11 protein-coding genes are annotated in these 18,764 nt (G+C 38.3%); 4 read left to right on the top strand and 7 right to left on the bottom strand.

Going from position 1 to position 18,764, the window contains the following annotated elements:
- Positions 1–82: 82 nt before the first annotated feature.
- The 6 genes from MP478_RS07620 to MP478_RS07595 form a co-directional block, all read right to left on the bottom strand.
- Complete coding sequence (locus MP478_RS07620) at positions 83–1,522, bottom strand: glycoside hydrolase family 30 beta sandwich domain-containing protein (RefSeq protein ID WP_257188841.1); 1,440 nt, start codon at positions 1,520–1,522, stop codon at positions 83–85.
- A 39-nt stretch (positions 1,523–1,561) separates the two neighbouring features.
- The gene (locus MP478_RS07615) at positions 1,562–2,371 is read right to left on the bottom strand and encodes a glycoside hydrolase family 16 protein (RefSeq protein WP_257200081.1); all 810 of its coding nucleotides are present in this window, start codon (positions 2,369–2,371) and stop codon (positions 1,562–1,564) included.
- Between the two features lie 77 nt (positions 2,372–2,448).
- Positions 2,449–4,671, bottom strand: a complete 2,223-nt coding sequence (locus MP478_RS07610; protein WP_257200080.1) for a glycoside hydrolase family 3 N-terminal domain-containing protein — start codon at positions 4,669–4,671, stop codon at positions 2,449–2,451.
- Positions 4,672–4,682: 11 nt separating this feature from the next.
- The gene (locus tag MP478_RS07605) at positions 4,683–6,107 is read right to left on the bottom strand and encodes a glycoside hydrolase family 30 beta sandwich domain-containing protein (protein WP_257200079.1); all 1,425 of its coding nucleotides are present in this window, start codon (positions 6,105–6,107) and stop codon (positions 4,683–4,685) included.
- Positions 6,108–6,109: 2 nt separating this feature from the next.
- A complete protein-coding gene (locus MP478_RS07600) occupies positions 6,110–7,639 on the bottom strand; it encodes a RagB/SusD family nutrient uptake outer membrane protein (protein WP_257188845.1) in 1,530 nt (509 codons plus the stop codon).
- A gap of 9 nt (positions 7,640–7,648) precedes the next feature.
- Complete coding sequence (locus MP478_RS07595) at positions 7,649–10,564, bottom strand: TonB-dependent receptor (protein ID WP_257188846.1); 2,916 nt, start codon at positions 10,562–10,564, stop codon at positions 7,649–7,651.
- Between the two features lie 177 nt (positions 10,565–10,741).
- On the opposite strand from MP478_RS07595, the gene MP478_RS07590 reads away from it, so the two are divergent.
- From MP478_RS07590 to MP478_RS07575, 4 genes are all read left to right on the top strand, one after another.
- Positions 10,742–11,929: a sugar MFS transporter gene (locus MP478_RS07590; RefSeq protein ID WP_257200078.1), complete on the top strand. Its 1,188-nt coding sequence runs from the start codon at positions 10,742–10,744 to the stop codon at positions 11,927–11,929.
- Positions 11,930–11,952: 23 nt separating this feature from the next.
- Complete coding sequence (locus MP478_RS07585) at positions 11,953–12,741, top strand: NUDIX domain-containing protein (RefSeq protein WP_230035637.1); 789 nt, start codon at positions 11,953–11,955, stop codon at positions 12,739–12,741.
- Positions 12,742–12,870: 129 nt separating this feature from the next.
- The gene (locus MP478_RS07580; protein WP_230035635.1) at positions 12,871–14,049 is read left to right on the top strand and encodes an acyl-CoA dehydrogenase family protein; all 1,179 of its coding nucleotides are present in this window, start codon (positions 12,871–12,873) and stop codon (positions 14,047–14,049) included.
- A 160-nt stretch (positions 14,050–14,209) separates the two neighbouring features.
- Entirely contained in the window at positions 14,210–16,165 is a 1,956-nt protein-coding gene (locus tag MP478_RS07575) for a T9SS type A sorting domain-containing protein (RefSeq protein ID WP_257200077.1), read from the top strand.
- Positions 16,166–16,250: 85 nt separating this feature from the next.
- Here MP478_RS07575 and MP478_RS07570 read toward each other — a convergent pair whose 3' ends face one another.
- Positions 16,251–18,617, bottom strand: a complete 2,367-nt coding sequence (locus MP478_RS07570; RefSeq protein ID WP_257200076.1) for a patatin-like phospholipase family protein — start codon at positions 18,615–18,617, stop codon at positions 16,251–16,253.
- Between the last annotated feature and the right edge of the window lie 147 nt (positions 18,618–18,764).

The following is an 18,764-nucleotide window of genomic DNA, read 5'->3' as shown; positions in this document are numbered from 1 at the left end:
AGAAGATATTTTTACTTATAAAATAAGAATCGGCGGCCTCTTTGAGGCCGCCGATTCTGTTAAAAATAATATTAATATGAAGTTATAAAATTACAGTCTGTATAGAATGGGCAGGTGCATTCAGCTTGGCAGCCATTCCTTCTATCCACAGATTTGTTTCGATATCGTTGTCCGAATCATTCATAATTACGGTTACCAGTTGTCCGTTTTGGTTCATGAAAGCAGTAGAAGTCAGGGCTGCTCTGTTAGAAGAACTTCCGATTCTCTGGGCATTAGGTTTAATAAATTTTGATACATGCCCTACGTAATAGTATTCATAGGTATAATGTACCTCTCCTGTTTTGGTATCTGCAATAATGGGGGCAAAACAGAAGTTCCCTTTATGATTGGGGCCTCCTGTTTCATCCAGCAGGATATTCCAATCAGTCCACAATGCATTTCCTTTGTTGAAGTCGTTAAGCATATTTTTCCCGTACAGCTCACCTAAACTTACATCATAGATCTGGTCCATTTTGAACTGTTCTTTACAGCCTTCTGTAAACGCCAGAAATTTATCTGGAAAAGCTCTGTGGGTTTCTGCTAAATTATCAAAAAGCTGGGTTTTATTATTCCATGTTTCATACCAGTGATATCCTATTCCATGGGCATATTTTGAAGTTTCAGGGTCACTCAGGGTAGTGGTTGCTCTTTGATAAATCAGGTCTCTGTTATGATCCCAGATCATTACTTTTTTATCTTTATACCCATTTTTCCAAAGTGTAGGCCCCAGATTGTTTTTCAGAAACTCACCTTCCTCCTCTGCGGTATAGATGCATGATTCCCAGCTTTGTGTTGCCATAGGCTCGTTCTGAACGGTTAATCCCCACACATTAATCCCTCTTTTTTCATATTCTCTGATGAATTGGATATAGTAATCTGCCCAGGTTTGGTAATATTGATTTTCCAGCCTTCCGCCTTTGTATAAACTCTTATTAGACTTCATCCAGGCGGGTGGACTCCAGGGGGAAAAATAAAATGTAAAGTTATTTCCTATTGCATTTTTTGCTTCTTTAATCATAGGAATCTTATACTTTTCGTCGTGGGCGATATTGAAAGATTTCAGAGAAGTATCATTATCTGCCACATAGGTATAAGAGTCGCTGGAAAAGTCACAGGAGTTCATATTGGTACGAACCACGGTATACCCCAGCCCATCTTTACCAAAATAAGCGTCTAAAATTTCTTTCTGCTTATTTTTAGGCATTTTGTAGAAAGTTTCAGCCGAAGCATCGGTGATGGCCCCACCTATTCCTATTAATTTTTGGTATTTAAAGCCGGGAGCCACAAAAATACAGGCTTCTGTTTCCTTAGGCTGGCCAAATTTTTCAAACTTTACAGATCCTTTATCGGTCATTTTTTCATTGACCTTAGAATTGGTAAGAATTACTTTAGCTGTTTTTCCTTCATTTTTCTTCCAATAGTTTTGCGCATGAGCATTGAAAACAACACCTACAACAAAACAGCTTACAATTAGTTTTCTCATATTTTTTTTCTGTTTTTGGACCTATCGTCCTCTTTTTCATTATTTATTTTGATAGACTCTTACATAGTCTATATAATACTTCTGTGGAAAAACAAGATCATCAATTCCCTCTTTTCCACCCCACATTCCTCCTACTGCAAGATTTAAAATGATGAAGTAAGGCTGGTCAAATGGCCATGCTCCATAGTTTTTTTCTTTATTCTCGTAGGTAAAAAATTTTTGTTCATCTATATAAACATCTATTTTTTCCGGCGTCCAGTCTGCTTTATAGACATGGAAGGCATCGCTTACATCCTTTATAAACAGGGTATCTGTTTTCTGTGTTCCCTGAATATGGTTGTACTTTTTAGTGTGAACAGAAGCATGTACATACCCCTGATTAAAGCCCACGTGCTCCATGATATCCAGTTCGCCATCATCCGGCCATTTCTTCATATTTTCGCTCATCATCCAGATGGCAGGCCATGTTCCGCGGCCTTTGGGAAGTTTTGCCCTGACTTCTATTGTTCCATACTGAAAAGCAAATTTCCCTTTGGTTAAAAGTCTTGCAGAAGTATATTTATTGCTTTCCCAATTTTCTTTTTTAGCTTCAATGATGAGATTGCCTTTTTCCATTCTGACATTCTCAAGTCTGTTTTTAGTATAAAACTGAGCTTCCTCATTTCCAAAACCGCCGCCTCCGGTATCGTAATTCCATTGTAATGAATCGGGAAGTCCTTTACCATTAAATTCATCATTCCATATGAGGTTTCTGCCAGAATCCGGTCTGTTTGAAGCACAATTGAGGACAGAAAGGAAGAAAGCTCCTCCTGTACATATTTTGATGATATTTTTAGCTTTGAGATTCATATGGATTAGGTTTGTTTCGGTTAAAGCCATTTTCTGTCCTCTTAAACAGGCTAATGTTCACTTTTAGTGAGTTGAACTTATTTCACCCAATTAATTCTTTTTGTCTGAACATTTTGAGAATTGGTTCCGATCATGATATCAAATTCTCCACTTTCCCAGTCAAAGTTCAGGTCGTCATCAAAAAACTTCAGCTCTTCGGGTGTCAGTTGAAAATCTACTTTTTTACTTTCTCCTTTTTTGATAAATATTTTTTGAAAGCCTTTCAGTTCCTTCACTGGCCTTACTACTTTTCCGAAAAGATCCCTGATGTAAAGCTGTACCACTTCTTCACCGTCATATTTCCCTGTATTGGAAACGGTAATGCTGATGTTCAGTGTCTGATTTCCTTTAAGACTTGTTGAACTTAAAGCCATATCAGAATATTTAAAATCGGTATAGCTCAGGCCATATCCAAACGGATATTTTGGGTCATTATCAAGATCTATATAGGCGGAGACATAGTTTCTGTCTGTATTATTTTTTGCAGGTCTTCCCGTATTAAAATGATTATAGTACACAGGGATCTGCCCTTCTGTTCTCGGAAAGCTCATCGGAAGTTTTCCTCCAGGATTCACAGTGCCAAACAGAACGTCTGCAATAGAGTTTCCTGCTTCCGTTCCCAGCCACCATGTGTACATAATCGCTGGAATATTGTCTGATGCCCAGTTGAAAATCAGAGGTCTTCCGGCATTAATCATCAAGATGATAGGTTTTCCCGTTTTGGCAATTTCTTTTAATAACTCTTCCTGAACGCCAGTAAACCCGATATTGCTTCTGCTTTTTGCTTCGCCGCTCATCGCATGGCCTTCCCCCAATGTCATAATCACAACATCAGATTTTTTTGCCGTTTCTACTGCTTCCGAAAACTGACTTTTATCCTGATCATCAACATTACAGCCTTTTGCATAGACTAAAGTGGAGTTTTTATCGAGTTGATTTTTAATTCCATCAAATTGTGAAACAATTCTTTGGTTATCATCTTTGAAAGCAATAGACCAAAATCCGTGATTGGCAACAGTCTCTTTAGCAAAAGGACCAATCAGAGCAACTGTTTTTACTGTTTTTGAAAGTGGAAGAATATTCCCCTTATTTTTAAGAAGAACAATACTCTTTGAACCAAATTCTCTTCCGAATTTTCTGTTCTCCTGATTATCGGTTTGTTCTTTCTGTCTTTTTTCATTGCTGAACCGGTAAGGATCATCGAAAAGGCCCATTTCAAATTTTTTGGTTAAAATTCTCCCTGTCGCATCATCTACCAGTTTAGCATCTACTTTTCCTTCTTTAACCAGTTTTGGAAGTTCTGCCATGTATACACGGCTTTCCATATCCATATCACTCCCCCCCTGTATAGCTTTTTCTGCGGCTTCGTCAGTATCTCTGGCATAGCCGTGAGGAACCATCTCCCCGATACTTCCCCAATCTGAAACCACAAAACCTTTATAATTCCATTTTCCCTTTAAAAGGTCTCTCTGTATATATTTGTTAGCTGTAGCCGGAATTCCGTTAATGTCATTAAAGGAATTCATGAAAGTAGCTACTCCTGCTTCTGCAGCAGCTTTGAATGGTGGAAGATACGTTTCATTCAGCTGTCTGAGGCTCATATCTACGGAATTATAATCTCTCCCACCTACAGCTGCTCCGTATGCTGCGAAATGTTTTGCACAGGCCATCACGGCATCAAGACTTCCCAAACCTCTGCCCTGAAATCCTTTTATCCTTGCTAATCCTATTTTTGTCCCCAGGTAAGTATCTTCACCGGAACCTTCCATTACCCTTCCCCATCTCGGATCTCTGGCGATATCCACCATTGGAGCAAACGTCCAGTGAATACCATAAGCAGCCGCTTCCGTAGCAGCTATTCTTTCTGATTTTTCTATCATCCCCAGATCCCAGCTTGCCGCCTGTCCCAGATTCACAGGAAAAGTGGTACGGTATCCATGGATAACGTCCTGCCCGAATAGTAAAGGAATTTTTAACCTTGACTGCATCGCCAGTTTCTGAAATGCCCTGGTTTCTTCTGATCCTGCCACATTCAGCATGGAACCGACTTTACCTTTTTTAATTTCCTCTAAAACAGCTGCAGAATTAGACTGCTGGGGCCCTGTAGCATATTCAAAACCACTGTATTGAACCATCTGCCCCACTTTTTCTTCAAGGGTCATTTTAGACAGCAGCTCTGCTACTTTCTGATCAATTGTTTTCTGCCCGTAAGTGCTCATACCCAATGTGGAAAATGCCAGTAAGAAATAAACTCTTTTCATGATATCAAAAATTAAAAAACAAAGGTTGCTGTAGAACGTCCTGAAATTGTTGCAGCAGCGGTTTTCCCGGCAAATTTAATATTAAAATTTTCATCTGCTTGGTTATCGTTCTGAACAATTAAAACTATTTTCCCAAATTGAGTCTTAAAAGCTACTGTGGAAAGTTTATCGGTCTGTGAGGAAGCGATACGCTGAGAACCTGCAGGAACAAATTTCGAAGCATGTGCAATAATATAGTAGGAAACATTTCTTGTGAAATTTTCACTGTCAGAAACGGTAATTGCTCCTTTACATTCTGTACATCCGCCATCTGTATGGGGCTTATACTGAGGATCGTTTGCCAGGTTCCATTCCAATGCATTTTTACTCCAGTTTCTCATAGAACCGATGATCACATTTTTTGTGTGCCAGTTCAGGTCTTCATTAAAAGTTCCCTTTGCACCGGTCCACTGCTCGGTAAAATACAGGTTTTTTTCAGGAAAAGCATCGTGCACAGTACTTAAAGCAGAGATTTCGCCTTCATATAAATGAAAAGCAGACCCGTCAATATACTGATAAGCATCAGGATCTTTCAGAATATCAATGGCATACTCAGGCTTATTACAGTTGTGGTCGTACACTACAATTTTAGTATGGACTTGATTGGTTTTAAATTCCGGACCTAAATGATTTTTGATAAAATCTCTTTGCTGTTCGGAAGGCATATATAAACTGGGATTATTTCCCGGATGCAGAGGTTCATTTTGAGGTGTAACCGCATCAATATAAATCCCCTCTTTCTTCATTTCCTGAATATATTTTACAAAATACCGGGCATAAACACCATAGAATTCAGGCTTTAAGCTTCCCCCTTTTGATTTTCCATTATCCTTCATCCAAACCGGTGGAGACCATGGCGCTGCAATAATCTTGATTTTAGGATTAATTGCTAAAATTTCTTTCAACATGGTAATCAGAGCTTTATCCTTTGCCAGACTGAATTTCGAAAGACCGGCATCTGTCTGCCCTTCCGGAAGATCATCGTAAGAAAATACCTCTCCATCAAGATCTGAAGCCCCTATGCTTAACCTTAAATAGCTTACAGAAATTGAATTTTTACCGTTTCCAAAAAGCTCATTGAGTAGAGCTTTTCTTTTTGAAGGTGACAGCCGGTTGATTACTTCCACACTTCCCCCGGTTAATGTGTATCCAAATCCATCAACATATTGAAACTTTTGAGAACTATCAATTTCAATATTCCGATCTTTATTGGAACTATTTCCAAATTTGAGAGGAGTCTGCAGCTGTAATTTTACACTTTCATCACCTTTTGTGAGCCAATACTGGACCTCATCGCCTTTACCCCCAGCAACCGATGTGCATGATAAAGGAAAAAGTACCACACCACAAAGTAGTGCGGTACCTCTAAAGAAACTATATAAGTTGTGAAACTTCATGTTTAGTAACCTGGGTTTTGCTTAATCAATGTGTTAAGAAGCTCGTTATAAGGAATAGGTAAAAGCTCATTCCTGTTAGCCTTGAAACCTCTTGATGCTAATTTGGACGGCGCATCACCCCATCTTACAAGATCAAACCACCGGTGTCCTTCCCCGGCAAGTTCTCTTCTCCGTTCATCTTTAACAGCCTGCAGAGAAACCGGAACTGATGGGAGCCCAACTCTGGTTCTTACAGCATCCAGCAACGCCTGGGCTCTTGCTCCTGAACCATTGAGCGCTTCTGCTTCCATAAGATAAGTGTCTGCAAGTCTTATTACGATGTAATTTCTGCTGTAATTAAGCTCCGGTGCTCCCGGAAGGTTAGATACTTCGTCTCTTGTAGGAAGATATTTATTCAGAAAATACCCGGTGTCATTATGAGCCGGCGAATATTTGATTTCACCATTAGCTGTCAGCTGTTTGGCATTTAATATCGTGGATTTTAGCCTTGGATCACCAGCCATAAAGTTGTAAAGGTCTTCTGTGGCAGTGTTAAATGCCCAGCCGGAAACAATATCCGGTGCTGAAGTTTTCAGCCTGTCATAACCTCTTGGCCCAATCATAATACAGATAGAGTTTCCCTCATCTTTTCCCTGCCCCCAAAAAGGCCAGTCGGAATTCCCTTTATTGGTGTGCATGACTTCAAGAATTGATTCTGTGGTAAATTTATTCCCGGCCTTCCACAGATCATCGTAGTTGGCTACTAATTTATACCCATATTGACTGGCCTGTCCCGGTGTTCCGTTTACTTCTGCAAATTGAGCGGCGGCCTGTGCTTTTTTATTGTTATACAGATATATCTTACCTAAAATAGCCCGCGCTGTTCCCTGGCTGATTCTTCCCACCTCAGCTTTGTTGGTAGGGGCTATGGATAACGGAAGGTCATTAAGAGAAGCCTCAATATCGGATTCAATTTGGGTGTAAACAGCCTGAGGATCTGCCTGAGGAATATTATAAAAATCGTCTGTAGCTGTGATAGGTTTTAGAATCAAAGGTATATTTCCGAACATCTTCAGAAGTTCAAAATAATACAATGCTCTTAGTGTTTTAGCTTCAGCAATGAACCTGTTTCTGGTCTGATCATTCATTTTAGCATCGGGGATACGCTGAATCAAAAGATTGGCTCTGGCAATTCCCTGGTAAAAATCATTCCAGTAGGTTTTAGGAACCGAAATCTGATCAATGGAAAAATTAGAAAAACTTTGTATCCCGGCCCCATCTGTAGGACTTCCGCCTCCGGAGTAAAAATCATCAGAACCTGCATTAAAGAAGGTTACTGTATTTTCAAAACCTCCGGAATATTTTCTGAGAAGATCATATACCGATACTAAAGCACTGAAAGACTGCTCTTCGTTCTGGAAATAGTTATTGGAGTCAAAGGCTCCTTTATTCTGTACATCCTCGATGAATTCATCACCACATGAAACGGAGCTGAATCCGATCCCTGATGTAAGAACGACTAATAATATTGTTTTATAGAATCTATTTTTCATGTTGTTTTTTTAGAATTGAATATTGGCTCCAAATAAGAATGTTCTGGCTTGCGGATAGTAAGCTCTATCGATACCGTAAGAATCATTTACTGCAATCTCAGGGTCATATCCTGTATACTTTGTAAATGTGAACAGGTTTTCCCCTGTTACGTAAAATCTGATTTTATTGGCTCCGAAGCGTTTGGAAACATCTCCCGGCAAGGTATATCCCAACTGTACCAGCTTAATCCTCATAAATCCTCCATCCTGAAGATAATAATCAGACATTTTAGTATAGTTTTTATTATCATCGTTGGCATCCAGTCTTGCCACAGTATTCGAAGTACCCGGGCCTGTCCATCTGTCAAGAATTGTAGTCTGATAATTGCTGTAGAAAAGATCCAGTCTTCTTAATCCCTGGAAAATTTTATTTCCTCCCTGTCCCTGGGCAAATATCATCAGGTCAACATTTTTATAGTTAAGATTCACGGTAAGCCCATATGTAAATTTGGGTACGGAACTTCCTAAATATTCATAGTCTTCATCACTGATTTTACCATCACCATTCACATCCGTTCTTCTAAAATCACCAGGTTTAGCACCTGGCTGGATAAGATCTCCATTGGCATTTCTATAGGAATCAATCTCTGCCTGAGTCTGGAAGATACCTGCATTTTTGTATCCAAAGAAAGAACCGTACGGCGATCCCACCTGGAATCTTGTAACAGGCCCCATAGACTGGAATGAAGCAAAGTTTTCATAAATTTTATCATCTTCAAGTCTGGTTACCTCATTCTTTAAATAAGAGAAATTTCCATTGACTGAGATGCCGAAATCATTCCAGTTCTTTTTATATCCTAAAGCGATCTCTACCCCGTTGTTATCCATATCTCCAACATTCCTCCATGGTCTGTCCGGAGCTCCTACATATCCAGGAATGTCTACCTGACGAAGAATATCTGTTGTTTTCTTTTTAAACCAGTCTACAGTTAAAGTAAAGTCCTGTAATAATTTCAGATCTGCAGCAATATTCAGCTGTGAAGTTTCTTCCCAGCGAAGATCCGGGTTTTCTAATGTTGTCGGAGCATATCCGATCACGATATTATTGTCGCCATAGGTATAGTTACTTCCGGATTTAAGGAAGTTGGCAAATCTGAAGTTCTCAATAGCATCATTTCCTAAAACCCCATAGCCTCCTCTGAATTTTAACGTGTTTACGATTTTATTTTCAGGCCAGAAATTCTCATTAGAAACATTCCATCCTACTGAAAATGCAGGGAAATTTCCCCAATGCTGTCCTTTTGCAAATTTAGAAGAACCATCTCTACGGATTGTTCCCGTAAAAAGGTATTTGTCTTCGTAATCATAGATCACCCTTGCAAAATAAGATGCTTTATGCGTCTGAACTCCGTCATTGGCAACGGTAGAACGGTTCTCCTGAGGAACATCAAAATTAAATGATGCATCTTCCCAGCTATTAACAGGAAGATTAATATAAGTCGTATTATTTCCTGAGCCTATATTATAATAATACGCCCCCTGTCCTATCAATACACTTAAGTTATGTGCCCCCCATTTATTCTGATAGGTCAAAGTATTTTCAGTATTCCACTCCAGCTTTCTGTTACTTTCTCTTAAAAAGCTGTTAAAAACAGTATTTCTGGAGTTTGTATTCAGATAGTATTTTGGGGTGAACTGTTCTTTGCCCCAATAGGAAAGCTTTCCGTTTAAAGTTGTTTTGAATGTAAAATGATCCAGAAACTTCAGTTCTGCAAACACATTGGCTACAAAATCATCCGACCAGTTGTACTTTCCTAACTGGGTTTGTTTGAAGGCCAGCGGGTTGGTCATTTCATTTTCCACGATAGTAGATACACCGTATGGGTTTCCGAAAGCATCCCTGATCAGGTAAGGAGAAAGACTGGCATTGTTATACGGGCTTGTATTCAACAAAGCAGGATCTGTCACCACTACCGGCGTTATAGGATCCAGGTTAATTACGGAGCTCAAAGGACCTCCAAACTCATCATTGGCATTAACGCCTTTGGTCTTTTGATGCGTATAAGATAAAGTCTGCCCAATGGTAAGGAAATCGAAAACCTTATGGGTGGAATTTAACCTTACATTCATTCTTTTATAGTTGGAAATATCTCTCAGGACAATTCCGTCCTGCTCATAATACCCAAATGAGGAATAAAAAGTTGACTTATCATTTCCTCCGCTGATACTGAATTCATGAGACATTCTTTCAGCTGTATTGAAGGCTACATCCTGCCAGTCTGTTCCTGTTCCAAAAGATTGAGGGTTGGTAAAACGTGGATCCTTTCCAGCATTCGTCAGGGCTTCGTTGATGATGGTTCCATATTGGCTGGCGTTCAGAAGATCAAGCTTCTTGGCCGCTGATCCTACCCCATAAAAACCATTATAACTTAAGTTCATCTTACCCTTTCTTCCTTTTTTAGTAGTTACCAGGATAACTCCTTTTGCCGCAGAAACTCCATAGATCGCAGAGGATGCTCCATCTTTCAGAATTTCTATATTCTCTATATCCGACTGGTTAAGCCATGCAATATTATCTACCACGATACCATCCACTACCCATAAAGGATCATTACTTCCGGCTCCAAAGCTGGTAACACCACGAACTCTTACCGTAGCAGCAGATCCCGGCTGTCCGGAATTGGTAACTACAGAAACCCCGGCTGCCCTTCCCTGAAGAACCTGTTCAGGCTTACCCGAAGGAATATCTTCAATATCCTTGGCCCTAACACTGGATATGGCTCCTGTCACATTACTTTTCTTCTGGCTACCGTAACCAATCATTACAATCTCGTCTATTTTGTTTTCTTTAGAAAGCGTGTCCTTCACCTTAGTCTGGGCACTGAAGTTGGCCGTAAAATAGAGGACGGCAACCAATCCTAAGCTTCTTGATATTCTTACATTCATATACAGTTATTATTTTAATTCTCAAATTGAGACAATAAAAATATATTTTTTTTTAATTAATTAACATTACATTAATAAATATTTTAATTTTTCGTTTATTTTTAAGGGTTAGAAGCGTTATCTTCGCACTAATATTTCATAAAAAGCAATAAGAATCCAATAAAATCGGTCCCCAAAATGAACGTCAAGCTTTCCAATATTTCTCTTCCGTTAAAATTGACTTTTCTTATTTTTTCGATGGTATTGAACTGTATGGGGCTTATTATTCTTCAGCTTTCTGAGGCTAAAATTACCTATAGTGAACTGGGACTTCTGGAGTCATTCAAGGACTTACCTATTGCATTTATTTCTCTGTTTGCTGTAAGTTTCATTAATAAAACAGGAACAAAAAAGGCGTTAATCCTGGCTTTGAGTATTGTAGGCGTATGTTCCTGCCTTCTTCCGTTCATTGAAGTATTCTGGTTTTATAAATTATGGTTTGCCATCATCGGGGCCTGTTTTGCCATTGGTAAAATTTGTGTTTTCGGAATTATCCGTAATAATATTTCTGATGAAAAATCACTGGCTAAAACCATGAATAATGTGGAAGCTTCTTTTATGATCGGAATATTTGTGGTCAATACAGGCTTTGGCTGGCTGATCTCAAGCTCCTATTCCCAATACTGGAAATTTGGTTTCTTACTTATAGCGTTAGCCTGCATCATCACCATTATTTTATTTGCAAAAGCTGATATTTCAGAGGCTAAGCAGCTGGAAAACAAAAGCATTGTCTCCGAGTTATCGGGACTGGCCACACCCCAGGTTCTGCTGTTTCTGGGAGTGGTCTTCTTTATCATATTTGTAGAACAGGGATTCAACTCATGGCTGCCATCATTTTATAAAAACCACTTAAAGGTCAATTCATTTTTTGCCCTTCAGGCCACCTCTTTCCTGGCTCTTTTCTCTTATGCCGGAAGAACGGTAACCGCCAATATCATCAGAAGGTTTTCATTACCCGGTTATTATATTTCATGTATATTTTTAATCCTTGCCATTCTTATAGCCATTGTAGCCATACAGTATTTTGATGCGGAAAATTCAAAGGTACTATTGTTTTTGTTTCCGGTTATCGGGTTATTTTTATCACCCCTCTACCCTGTTATCAATTCTAAAATGATAGCCCAGACTGATAAGGAAAAAGTAAATCTCTTTACTTCACTTATTGTCATATTCTCTTCTTTGGGTAGCTCCGTCAGTTCAATTATTATGGCTGTCCTGTTTGGAAAACAACTCTTAAGCTTCTATCCTTTATACATATTATGCTCTGTAATTGTGCTTTTTACAATTAGTTTGTTTTATTTTAAAGTATCTAAAAAGAAAATATAGAAAATAATTTTATTTTTACTGTCATGAAAATCAAAGACACAAAAAATAAAGAAACCCTGCGGGAACTTATTGACACAAAAGATTTTGTAGCTCATATATCAGTAGACTGTACCATATTCGGATTTCATAATAATATTCTGAAAGTACTGCTCCTGAAATATCATGATCTTGATTTGTGGTCACTGCCTGGTGGTTTTGTATTCAATGATGAAGATCTTAGGGAAGCTGCCGAAAGAGTACTGTATGAAAGAACGCATTTAAAAGGGCTGTTCTTAAAGCAGTTTCATACTTTTGGTAGAATTGACCGTACAGAAAATAATGTCCATCAGATCCTGCTTCGGAATAAAGGAATTGAAGTACCCAAAGACCACTGGATTTTTCAAAGGTTTATTACGGTAGGATATTGCAGTCTTATTGATTTCTCAGTCGCCAATACTTTTCCGGATGCATTTAATGAAAGTTGTGAATGGTTTGAAGTCAGTAAATTACCGAAAATGGCTTTCGATCACGACAGGGTGATAGAAACCGGATTGGAATACCTCCGAATGAATATCAATACAGAAGCTGCTGCAAGTAATCTCCTTCCCGAAAAATTTACCATGAAAGATCTTCAGGCGCTCTATGAAACTATTTTAGGTCAGAAATTCAGAAGAAATAATTTCCAGCGGAAGATTTTAAGCTTAAATATCCTTGACAGGCTGGAGAAACTTTATGATGGCTCTGCTAATAAGGCTCCGTACCTGTATAAATTCAAAAATGAAGTCCACAATTCTACCAATCAGTATCCTATATCTAATGATGAGGAGGAATAAAAAGGTAAAATTATTTTATAAAATCAAAAAAGTAACACTATATCACTGAAAATCAGCATTAATCTAAGTTTTTAAAAAAATTTTTTTAACCACCCGAAAAATGCTATTTTTAACAAAATCAAAAAAATCATGTCATATTATCCTCTTACAAGCATTCCTGATTACTATGGAATTGATGCTTTACTTACTGAAGAACATAAACTGATCCGCCAATCTGTAAGAGACTGGGTTGAGAGTTATGTAATGCCTCAGATTGACCAGGCAGCTCAAAACCATACAGATCTTCCCGGCCTTATGAGGGAATTGGGGAAAATTGGTGCTTTAGGTCCTTATATCCCTGTTGAGTATGGCGGTTCAGGATTAGATCAGATTTCTTATGGTCTTATTATGCAGGAATTGGAAAGAGGAGATTCAGCGGTACGTTCTGCTGCTTCAGTACAGAGTTCCCTGGTGATGTTTCCAATAAACGAATTTGGTTCTGAGGAACAAAAAATGAAATATCTTCCAAAGCTTGCTTCCGGAGAAATGATAGGATCTTTCGGACTTACTGAGCCTAATCATGGTTCTGATCCAAGCTCTATGGAGACCTATTTTAAAGATATGGGAGACCACTACCTTTTAAATGGTGCTAAAATGTGGATCACCAATTCTCCTCTATGCGACATCGCAGTAGTATGGGGAAAAAATGAGGAAGGAAAAATACAGGGATTAATCGTTGAAAGAGGAATGGAAGGCTTCACGACTCCGGAGACTCATAATAAATGGAGCTTAAGGGCCTCAAAAACAGGTGAACTGGTATTTAATGATGTAAAAGTTCCGAAAGAAAACCTGCTTCCGGGAGTTACAGGATTAAAAGGACCTCTGTCTTGTCTTAATTCTGCAAGATATGGAATTTCATGGGGTGTCATTGGTGCTGCTATCGATTGTCACTGTACAGCAGTTCAGTATTCTAAAGAAAGAAAACAGTTTGGGAAACCCATTGGATCTTATCAGCTTCAACAGAAGAAATTAGCTGAATTCTTAACTGAGATTACAAAGGCACAGTTATTATGTCTTCAGTTAGGAAATCTTAAAAACGAACATAAAGCGACTCCTGCACAGATTTCTATGGCTAAACGTAACAACGTAAAAATGGCTATTGATATCGCAAGAGAATCAAGACAAATCCTTGGAGGTATGGGGATCATGGGTGAATTCCCGATGATGAGACACGCCGCCAATCTGGAATCTGTCATTACCTATGAAGGTACCCACGACGTTCATTTGTTAATCACCGGTTTAGATATTACGGGAATTAATGCTTTTTAAATAAAAGGTAAAATATAATCTGAGAGCCTGGCCAATTGGTCAGGCTCTTTGTATTACTCACTTTCAAGAGAAGTTATATTCGGTGAATAGTTATTGATGTCGTAATATTCTAATCGATTCTTTAAAAATATTACCTTAATACCCTAATAAATACATCAATATGAAAAAAATCACAACTCTTTTATTGGCGCTTACTGCTCCGTTTTATTTTGCTCAACAAGCTGGTGACCTTATCAGCTCCGAACAGAAACTGGATTTAACTCCACAAGGTGTTATCAACTTCATCGCCAATAATCTTGGTAACCAGAATGCTCCGGATTTTGTAAATTATCTCAATAGCTTTAATGTTGGTTTAAAAGGTTATAAAATCACCTATTACACTAGAAATGAAAACAATAATCTTGTAAAAGCTACCGGTTTACTGATGTATCCTAATGTAGGCTATAAGCTTTCAACGATAGTATCAGATCACGGCACAACAGACAGCAGGCAGAATGTTCCGTCTAATCTTAAAGGCACCATGGTGGCTGGTTTTGTCCTCGAGCTCTCCCATGCCCTCAATGGCTATATTTTAATGGCTCCGGACTATGTAGGGATGGGAGACGGAGATGGAGTTCATCCTTATGTAGACTATGCTACGGAAGCGGGGGCTACCATAGACTTCGTTACTGCTGCCAATAAAGTACTGGCACAATTAGGAGTAAAACGTTATGATGAATATTTCCTGGCAGGCTATTCTCAGGGAGCCCATGCAGCCATGTCTACCATTAAAAGACTAAGCATCTCTAACCCGGGCAACTTAAAATTTAAGTATGCCTATATGGGAGACGGTCCTTATGATTTTTCAGGAGTGACTTTACAAAAAGGGATTTTAGAGAAAGATATTTATCCGTTCACTGCATTCATAGCCAATGTTATCAACAGCTGCAATAATACAGGATTTAAAACCTATAATAATAATATTTCAGAAGTAATCTCAGCTGAATATCTGGACAGATATAATTACCATGTCGTTCAGGATAATGGAGGCTTATTGTGGGGGCCTCTGCTATGGAGAAAGCTCTTGACAGAAAGTTTTGTGAATGATGCTACCAATAACCCCAACCATGTCCTCAGACAGTGTCTAAAGCCTAAAGATGTCTATGACTGGTATAATAAAACTCCTATGACATTAGGTCATTCTACCGTAGATTTAGCCATTCCACCGGAAAATACATCAAAAACAATTGATGTGCAGCGTGGCTATTATCCATGGTGGGATTTGAATAAATACAAATTGGAATCCTTTTACTGGGGACCTTTAGGCCATGTAGGAGGAGCTCTGCCTTTCCTTTTGGCATCTAATGCAAAATTCAACACCTTGAGAAGCGGAGGGCTTTTGAATGAACGGGCGATAGCAGGTTCTATTTTCGGGAAACAGTCAGCCAATACGGCTTCAGAAGTTCATCCATTATTTTCTTCCCAGATAAAACCGGATCTTGGAAGTATGCAGCTGGTTGACATTACAGATTTCAATAAAGAAAAAGTAGCGCGCAGATCTGCTGTTGACAACAACCTATCCTCTTTAAAAGATGGCGTTTATCTGTTAAAAGTATCGGAAAATAATGAGAGTAAAATAATTCCGTTTGTCAAAAACACGCCTGCCGTAATTGCAGAGAACGAGATTGTAAAGTCAGAAAACAATGCTGTTTTACAATTAAAAGTTGATCAGGAAGAACTTTCTGCTATCAATATTTTTGATGACAAAAAAAATCTGATCAAAACAATTTCTCAGGAACAATATCGTGAGGAAGGTGGAATCAGTCTTCAGAACCTGGATCATCAAAACTATACCTTTGAAGTAGTAACTCCGTTTTATAATCTGCAGTTCAGCAAAGCAGTTGGAGAACGTCCATCAGAAAGCACTGCCGAGTTATTTACACAAAACCGCCAGATTATGGCAAGATCCCGGAACGACATTAAGATGATCAGCATATATTCTGTTTCCGGAGCATTAATTCTTCAGCAGGAAGTGAATAAGCCGCAGTTTGAATCGGCAAGTTTAGATCCGGGAATGTATGTAGTTCAACTCACTCTATCTAACGGAAAAATGATTAATAAAAAAATCAAATTATAATTCACTTTAATCTATTTTATATCATTTCAAGTTAATTTTGTGCACTTCATTTTACGATGGATGAAGTGCATTTTTTATTGATTCTCTAAAATTTAAATCCGATGCTAAAATAGATCCTTGAAAAATCAAGCTGATTATTTCGGGAAATATTAATATTAATGGGACCTATAAGAGATTCATAACCTAAATTCAAAGCATATCCGAACATATCAAAGCTGTTAGTAAAAGGAGAAAGCTCATCACTGATCTTACCATAAGTAAAAGAAGGGGCAATATAAAACTTCTTCATCACTCTGTATTGTAGTGACAGTCCTCCTTTAACTACAGAGTTGGTAGGTAATTCTTTCTGCCGGAGTCCATTGAATTCAGGATTCATCAGCTCAGTGTTATATTCACTACCTCCCAAATTGTATTTTTCATTAAGAAAAAGATAAGGAATCTGTTCTTCTCTTACAGAACCCAGGCTTGCTCCAAGAAAGAAATTGGCTTTCAGCGCCAGTCTTCTTGTAATAGGATAAGCAAAATTTTCATTCAGAGTAAATGAAACAAAGTTCTTAGGTTTAAAATAATATTCTGCTTCAGGATTTAATATGGCATACAGTGTAGGCTGTACACTGCTTAAATCATATAGCTTATAGCTGTCTCCATAATATAATCGGGCACTTACCTGAAGATGATTTCCTCTGGTAAAATAATATTTCTTATTAAGATTATTCTGTTCGAATTTCAAAAAAGTATTGAAATTGCTGTGGTTGTACAGTTTTTTGTTATAATTATCCGTTTTTGTCTGATCTACTTTATCCAGTAACGTATACATTCTTTCCAGATTGAATTCCGTTCCTAAAGAAAGAAAAGCATTGGGAGACACATTATAATTCAGTGATATTTTCCCGGTGATATTTCTATACATATGGTTGGGAAAACTGGCATTGGCATCTTCATCAAACACATTAAGAAGTCTGAAGGTCAAGTCATTACTTTTAAGATGAACAATCTTTGCTTCGGCATCAAACCACCATCGGTCTTTCTTACCTAGAAACTGCTGATAAGCCAGTTTTGCTTTAAAACGTTCTGAAACATCTACCGTTGCCAAAAATCTCGATCTGTTCATCAGGATATTCCTATAGGTATAATTAACAATAATCCCCACTGACTGTTCATTATCGTAGTGAAGAGCCAGCTTGAAAGCTCCTTTTTTGGCTTTCTTTACAAAAATATTCATTACAAGGCCGTCACCTTCTTTGGTATAAGTGTAATAAACCTTCACGTATTGCCGCATTCCAAATACCCTGTCTATGGCTTCATTAACCGTTTTTACATCATAATACTTCCCTTCTTCCAGGTTCATTTGGTTTTTAATAACCTCAATTTCAGTGGCGTCTGTAAGTGGTGTTCCATCTTCCTCATTAAACGTGAATTTTGTAGTAGGAAGTTTTACTTCTTCAATCAGGGTATGTTCATATTTTATTCCAGCTTTTCGCTGAGCCTCGGCCAATGCTACAAACTCCGGAAGATGCTTTTTAGCTTCAATTTCACCAATCTTGATGATCCTTCTGAATTTGGCAAAATCTTTTGTGGTAATATCTCCTAAAGGATCCACAAAATCTACCAGGATATTGGATAATACTTTCTGATGCTTAAAATCTTCTACTGACCGGATTGCGTGGGTCTGATAAATCATCTTCATCGGATTCTCTATCTCTTTTTTGGTAAAGAGCCTGAATCCGGTATACCCTCCCATTACAAAATCAGCGCCCATCTCCCGAACTTCATTCGCAGGATAATTCCTGTCCAGGCCGCCATCCACTAAAAGCTTCCCATCAATATACACCGGTGCAAAAGCTGCTGGGATTGCCAACGTAGCACGGATTGCCAATGGCAGGGATCCCTTTTTCTGCATAACCAAACCTCCATTTTCTATGTCTGAAGAAGTAAGCTGTACAGGAATCTGTAATTGACTGAAATCATTGATATGCTTTGCATTGAATGTAAGCGTATTAAGAACTTCTCCCATATATTGTCCTTCGATATAGGAACTGGGTAACGTGGGAAATCCTTTTACAACAGGAAATTCAAGGATGTATTTATCATACTCATCCTTTTCACTGATATTCACTTTATGGTATGGAATTTTATTGCTGAGAATTCTGTTCCAGTCAACTCTGTGAACGGTAGACTTTAGCTGATCTGCATTATACCCCATTGCATACAAACCTCCTAAAATACCTCCCATACTGGTACCCGTGATATAATCCACCTTAATTCCCAGTGAATCTACCATTTTAAGAATCCCGATATGAGCAAATCCTTTAGCCCCGCCGCCACTAAGAGCCAAACCAAACTTAGTATCCTTGGTGATGTGCTGTAGTGCAATACTCAGAGAGTCATTTTTTTGCTGGGACCTGGCTGTTAAGAAAAGAAATGTGCTTAAAAATATCAGGCTCTTTTTCATGTGTGCTCTTTATTTTTTCAGGTTAAATCAAATTAATCAGTTTATAAAAATATTTAGTTTAACCGAGCTGTAAATATACAATAAAAAAGCATTTTCCTTTATCTGTAACTGCGCAGTAAAGATTAATTTTACGAAAAAACAACCTGA

Source organism: Chryseobacterium sp. WG14, assembly GCF_024586945.1.
In the GTDB taxonomy this organism is placed as follows: domain Bacteria; phylum Bacteroidota; class Bacteroidia; order Flavobacteriales; family Weeksellaceae; genus Chryseobacterium.
The sequence above is the reverse complement of the archived record's forward strand: the minus strand, read 5'-3'. Positions and strand labels throughout refer to the sequence as shown.